General features: G+C 61.7%; 1 protein-coding gene. It reads right to left on the reverse strand.

The features are described 5' to 3' along the window. Positions 1 to 172 (reverse strand): hypothetical protein (locus ASG00_RS18945; RefSeq protein ID WP_442922625.1); only part of this gene is annotated, 172 nt, incomplete at its 3' end. Positions 173 to 209: the final 37 nt, after the last annotated feature.

Genomic DNA, 209 nt, shown 5'->3' on the forward strand with positions numbered 1-209 from the left:
TGCGGCTACCGATCACCACCTGAATGCGACGTATCCGTCCGGACTCCGCCGTATCTGCATTCGTGCCACGCACCAGCGTCTGGTGGATGTCACAGAGGAGTCCTGCTGTGATGGGGCGGCGCTGGTGCACCCAGCTGAACCCGTTCTCGGCGGCTGCCACATAATTGAGCACCTCCTTGAGGGCAGCGGACCTCTCACTCCCTTGAATC

It is taken from the genome of Microbacterium sp. Leaf351 (assembly GCF_001423825.1).
GTDB classification, from domain to species: Bacteria; Actinomycetota; Actinomycetes; order Actinomycetales; family Microbacteriaceae; genus Microbacterium; species Microbacterium ginsengisoli.